The sequence below is a fragment of the Sulfurovum sp. genome (genome assembly GCF_041562805.1).
In the GTDB taxonomy this organism is placed as follows: Bacteria; Campylobacterota; Campylobacteria; order Campylobacterales; family Sulfurovaceae; genus Sulfurovum.
Map to the genome: position 1 here is coordinate 1 of NZ_JBFFOH010000139.1, position 6638 is coordinate 6638.

The 6638-nt window shown below is 42.3% G+C and carries 3 protein-coding genes; 1 reads left to right on the forward strand and 2 read right to left on the reverse strand.

From position 1 onward, the window contains the following. Both ABYK33_RS12625 and ABYK33_RS12630 read right to left on the reverse strand, forming a co-directional pair. On the reverse strand, positions 1-4172 hold a 4172-nt coding region (locus tag ABYK33_RS12625; RefSeq protein ID WP_373033615.1), incomplete at its 3' end, for a hypothetical protein. Further along, positions 4169-5671, reverse strand: coding sequence for an Ig-like domain-containing protein (locus tag ABYK33_RS12630; RefSeq protein ID WP_373033616.1), 1503 nt, complete (start codon positions 5669-5671; stop codon positions 4169-4171). The genes ABYK33_RS12630 and ABYK33_RS12625, both read right to left, overlap by 4 nt. A 210-nt stretch (positions 5672-5881) precedes the next feature. Between ABYK33_RS12630 and ABYK33_RS12635 the strand changes: the two genes are divergently transcribed. Beyond that, positions 5882-6638 (forward strand): glutaredoxin family protein (locus ABYK33_RS12635; RefSeq protein ID WP_373033617.1); only part of this gene is annotated, 757 nt, incomplete at its 3' end.

The following is a 6638-nucleotide window of genomic DNA, read 5'->3' on the forward strand; positions in this document are numbered from 1 at the left end:
AATGAACTAGTGCCACCATGCGTTGGATAAAATACCTCTGACTGACTTCCCGATGAATAATATGTTGTACCCGACGTAGACATTGAAATCAGTTGGATAGTTTGCTGAGGCTTCACCCAGGCGGACATAGTGAAATCACCTACTGTCGTACTACTAAAATCAACGCACCCTCGACTAGAGTCAAAATAAACACTTCTCCCAAACTTACTAACATCAGAAAATAGAGGCACCCCTGTAAGCTCTGTTCCTTGAAGAGACAACAGATCATCTAGAGTATGAATAATAATTGCTGATTGGTCACTGAATGGGTCAACATGCCCTGTATGCAAGAAAGATGTCACTCTAATTGCCACTTCAACACTTGGACTGACACCTTGAGAATTTATTGCCTGTGCCGCCAGCATATATTCTGAACGTACCGTATAGTCTAAGTTTGCTGTTTGACTAACTGTTATGACACCATTATTATCTACCCGAAAGTCTTCGTGCCCCTCACCACTTAATTGAACAGAGGTGATTGGATCGCCATTGTCATGCACTACAAGAGTACCGACAATTGTGCCCGACTCTGCCTGATTAATAACACTGGCTGAAAATGCCTGTGCTGTCGGAACTTCTGGTAAATCTTGAACATAAATCGTTACTGACGTACTTTGACTAGAGCCATAGGCATTGGTAGCGATAGATTCAAGTCTGTAAACAGTTGTTGTCTCATAATCCAACACTGTTCCCTCGGCAACAGCAATTTGTCCATTTAGATCTATCGTAAAGTTTTCGTTACCAATTCCGGAGAGAACGAACTCGCTTACAGGGCTGTTTCCTTCATTAAAGTCAATAGATCCTATCACATTGAAGGCCTGCGTACTTTCATCTACATTAACATGCAGTGGTATGAGTGTCGGTGCAGCTTGAACATGATAGACCTCAAGCCCCAACTGAACAGGCATGCTATCACCCAGTGCATTGGCAGCAACAATACTAAGAGAAAAACTTGTCTTCTCCCCATCGTCATCCAGAAGTTCATTAAGTCCAGAGAAACCATCAGCACCGACAGTAATACGTCCTTCTATATCGATCTCAAAATATTCACTGCCTTCGCCAAAAAGTTGAATCAGGTTTACAGGAGCTGCCCCTTCATTAAATGTCAATACACCTACTAATGTACCTGCTTCAGCCGTATCTAAAACTTGATAGCCTGTAAAAGATGTTGCCACCGGTACATCAACAATGTTGTTAAGCTGTACGTAGAGATTTACCGGAGAACTTACTCCATTGGCATTCGTTGCAGTTACCGACAGTTTATAGATCTGTTGCTGCTCATAGTCAAGAGCAGCTGAAGCCGAGACACTTATAATGCCATTGTTTGCTAACACAAAGTTCTCAGAACCTTCACCACTCAATGTCATGGAACTGATGGAAGAGTCCCCTTCACTATAGACGCTGACGCTTCCAACTATTGTTCCCATTGGGGCATGTTCATTAACACGGAGTATGCTGCTTGTCAAACGAGGTGCCCCAACGGCTACGCCATTGGGGAAATAAACAACGTTATAGGCTGCATCATAGATGTCTTCATTATTATAGATACTGTTTATTATCGGTTGAATAGATGGCACATACTCTACAAACAATAGCTCTCGGTCTATTGTCGGTAACCAGACCAGAAGATCGGTATGCCCCAAAGGTACAGCACTGTTGCTATAGATCTTATCTCTTAGCAGCAGCGTGGCAACTTCGTCAAGCTTGGCAAGGATCTCTTCATTGCTCGCTCCTCCGCCATACATCTCTTTGGTCACTTGGTAAGCGATCTCAGTCATAATATTGACTTTAAAACCAACGTCTTTGATCTCTCTTCCTGTTAAAACAGCATGCACGGTTCCCCTGTTTTCAGTTGCAATAGCATCGATCGCAAAGTCGTCATTAGCGTCAATATCACTGCCGCCTGAAACACTAAAGATATAGAGTTCGTTATCGTCCAGCGTTGCTTTGAATGTTTCATTCATATCGACCAGTCCGGCAGTATAGAGCGTATTACCTGTTGACGTTGACGTTGTCAATATAGGAGTGCTAGCATTACCAAACTCAGAAGCAGTATGCAGCGTAACATCAGCACCGCCCAGCGGTCCCATAACTACTTGTTGTAAATAAGGAATGATCGTGTATTGACATGGTATACAGCCACAGCTTTCATAACATCCCGCTACAGGTGTTCCGCCACCGTAGTAATAGATATAGCCGCCTATACCCCTTCCACCGTCATCCTCTTCTTCCTCTTCATCCTCTTCATCCTCTTCCTCATCATCATTAGTCCGTACGGTATGGTTGTTAAACGACTCGCGTACATAAGTTGTCGGCACTGTTTCTACAACTATGTTGCCATCTATATACTCTATATTTATATCTGCTACATGCCCTATATTCAACTCGTCTGAGGAGGTAACGTTAAGGGTATAGCTTTGATACTCTCCGGGAACTTTAATCCCGATCTGCACCGTTTCAGGTAATAACGAATTATCGACATCACCGGAGTGGTCGACATAAACCGCATAGCGTCCCGGATAGATGCTATAGGCGCTTTCAATATAAAAATGTTCAGTCGGACTGCAACTGACATCTTTTATGTCATGTTCACCAGCATCCCATCTGACATCAAGGTTTAAGTCGATGTCGGCATCTTCCCAGTTAAGTGCTACTGTTACGACACCCGGTTTTGGTGTTACTGAGCCTCCTGAAGTAGAAGTAATCGAACCTACTATAACTTCACTATCATCAAGCAGTTCAAAACAGATGGTATCTGTTCCAGGGCTTGATACGGTCTCTCCTTTAGGTGAACCTTTGACATAATCAAACCCTAAAGGATAAAGTTTCCCGCTTTCATCAAACGGCAATACGTCCAAGTCTTGCATTAACTGGCTAAGATTTGAGTCAAACTTATGTTCGACCTCGATGCGTTTGTCACACCCGCAACCCGTCGTTTTTGCCGTTTGCCATTGAGAAGATGTATCATTAAAAGACTCTATTGCAGCAGCAATGCTATAAATTATGGTATCTTTGGTCGCATCTGATTTTTGTTTTACCGTTTGGATCTTACTAATATAAGCTTGAAATGAAGTCACTCCCATATAGTAGTTGAATGCATGAAAATCTGTCTGTAAAAAGTCCCATTCATCAGGTTCCATACGTACCGTATAGTCTGTCATGTTTTCTGTTATGGTTCTTGACTCGCTAGGAGGTGTAAAACCATCAATCCAATACCCTTCACTAAGTAACATTTGCCCTATCGTCTGGTCTAACAGCTCCGAATTATCTACCCAACTTTCAGGCATATATGGGTCAACACCATCTAAGTAGTATGAAAAATACCGAACAGGATTTCGCATATTTGTCCCAACCGAAGAAGGAATGTTGGCTACGACATCATTGTCAAGAGAGACCAGCCAGTGATGGTCTGAAGCAAACGAAGTGGCCGGCGAAGCGATGCTAACGTGGTAGAGATAATCCCGCATCCACTCTTTGCCTTCGCCAAAGCTGTTTTTGGATTCTACTGCAAAGAGATTTCCTTGCGAATGGGTGACCATAATGACACCATGCCCGTCATAAATACTCTGTGTATATTTAGCGACCATCTCTTTCAGGTCATTATCGTGGATCTCTTCCGCATTATAGTCTGCTAATTTTTCTGCCATTGCTATTAATGTTGCTTTACTCGCACCAACAATCTTATCGGCTAAAAGTTCTGCTGCTGCTTTACTAAAGCCTTTCTTCTCAACGAGGTACTTAGCTACTTTTTTTACCGGCCACTTTAAGATTTTCGAGTATCCTTGGACTATATCCGTAAGCAGTGACATCGTTGCCCAAGCCAAAGAAGTATTACCCAGCTGCTCATACGACTCAGCTAGGTCTAGTGCCTGCGCGACTAATGTATCGTTAAAGTCCTCTTTTGCACTGTAGTTGTAGACAAGGTCAAAGGTATGGAGTTTGTCCATTTTTGCTTGGTCGTTAAAGTAGATAGTTTCTTGAACAGCTGGTTTGATAACATCTATTAAACTAGTCTTTGCTTCCTTTTTCGTCGTCATAATCCCATTGCCGTAGTAGATATCACTTTTACGTTCATCGACAACAGCAAATAATGTACTTGAGACTAACAGTAGTAGAACAATAATCTTTTTCATTGCTCTTTTCCTAGCAACGCATCGACATCAAAGTCACATGCTTGACGCAATTCTAGAGGTGTTTCATTAGCAGAATAAACACCTCCGCTTAGATAAAAATTATATTTCCCATAGGCTCTGGCGCGCATTGCCGTATTAAACTGAACTTCATCAAACTGTTTTCCAATAATTGAATAATCATTTTCTACTTGTTTATTAAATAAAATCGGTTCATTTCGATGTTGAGCCCATGTTTGAAAATATGAAGAACAGTTTACCCCTGCTTCCATCAACTTAGTCGTCTCCCTAGCCTTCTCCGGTTCCTGAATAATGATCTGCGCCGCACGTGCTCCCTGCATCGCGATCTCTCTGACGATCTGGTGATATGGAATAGCCTCATCTTCACAAACGTCTTCATAGGCTTTAATCACTTTTCCGTTTGGAAGTGTGACGTTAATCTCTTTTTCTGTACAAGGCACATAGGTGTCATAACGTGTATAGATCCACCGCTCCACATCGTCACGCACGCCGTTGCTGTTGCTGTCCACACCAAGCAGTGTCGCGTTGTTGACAGCCGGGTCAGGTTCGGGTGGCAGACGGTGTCCGTGCATCTCTTTGTAAACGGTTAAACCGATACTGGCTTCAACTCCTTGCAGTGTTGCCACTACAGTTGTTATGCCCTCTTGTAATGCTGACAAGCTCCCGTCTGCATCGATGGTTGCCATCTGCGTATTTGTGACCTGCCACTCCACGGTATCAGTGATATTTTCAGAGGTGTTATTGTCATAAAGCCCCTCAGCTTTGAGCTGTATGCTTTCACCCTCTTGTATGTCAATTATTTCAGGGGTGACAACAATACGTTTCAGTATCTCTTTAACGACGATAAACCGATACTTGATCTCATCGATCTTGACATCTTTATAGGCTTTCTCCGCTTTAAGACTTTTGATCTCCACTTCATACAGCCCCGGTTCGAGCAGGTCGTTGGGTCTGAAGGTCAGCTTTTTTTCTGTTTCACTGTAGCTGATGGTTCCGGTAATGTGCTCATTGGTCTTTGAAGAGAGATACGTCAGCTTGACGTTATGTTCTTGGATGGCAGAAACATCAAGAGGCACACTGAACGTTGCTTCTATCATGGTGCTTTTAGGCACATTCTCTTGCTCCGGCGTAGGAACAAGTGAAACGATCACATCCTGGTCTGTTCCCTTAGACTTAGACAGGTCGTTACTTGCACCCTTATCAGTACTTTCAACGCCCAAAGGGGTTGTGTTATTGACCGAAGCAGCCGTCGATACTGCCTGACTACTTGCAACCTTATCAGCCGACTCGGACTCTGGTGCCAGTGTTTGACTGTTTACCATACTGTCAGTCAGATTGAACCCGGATACAGATGCTTGACTACTCACAGCTGTATTGTGTACACTGTCACTAGTTGCATCCTCATCACCCGAACTACAACCCGTCATCAATGTTAACGTCAAGAACAACACCGCAGATGATAAGCTTTTGTATTTATTCATATTATTTCCTATTTTTTTATAGTAGAAATAAATAGTACCTTAAAAAAAATTAAATACAACGTGTACAGTCAGGTATTACTACAAAGAGGTGATCTAACTTTAGAATATTCTATTAGTGTTGAGCAATATACATTTTGTCAGCAGATAACAAAGCTAAGCTGTTATAGACTTGCTAGAGATGTTCGAACCCATGTTCTCCAAGGAAGCTTTATGAAAACCGTACTCTTTGTGCTTATGTTTGCCGTTACCCTGTTTGCTGAAAGCTATCCTCTCCTCTTTGCTCAACTCGGTACACCTCTATATAAAACAGAAGTTCAACTGCAGCCTCTTAGCAAGTATGCAATGCTCAACAAGCCTATTATGGACTACAGTTCTCAATGCGAAAAAGCGTTGCAGTTTGGTAAAAAAGCAGAGCTGACAGCTGACAAAAAAGAGAAAAAAGCCTATCTTGAAAAATTGCGTTACCTGCAAAAAGAGTATGACGAACTTACCGTCTTTTTACAAAAGCAGCTTTCACAGAGTATAAAAAATGACAACTACGCACTCTTTCTCTCTATAGTCAATACAGAAGCAGATCTTTTTTTTGAAAAACCGAAAATCGAAGAAGAGATCTATCGTTATTACAAAAGCAATAAGAGTAGAGAGAAGTCTCCCTATCTAAACAACCGTATCGAAAAAGATAAACGCACCATTGTCCAGTACAACACAGGTACACCCAACTTCCGTATCTATGCAGAAAAACCTAGAAAAGTAAGATCTGAAAAACCCTCACAAAGATCTCAATCAACCGCACATAGTGTAATCGTCATATCGAGACCGGGCTGTCCCTACTGTCGAAAGGCAAAAAACTATCTCAACAACAAAAATATTTCCTACACCGAATACAATATTAGGACCTCAACAGAGGGCAAACGTCTTTTTCGTCAACATAACGGCAGCGGCGTTCCTCTTGTCATCATCGACGGTA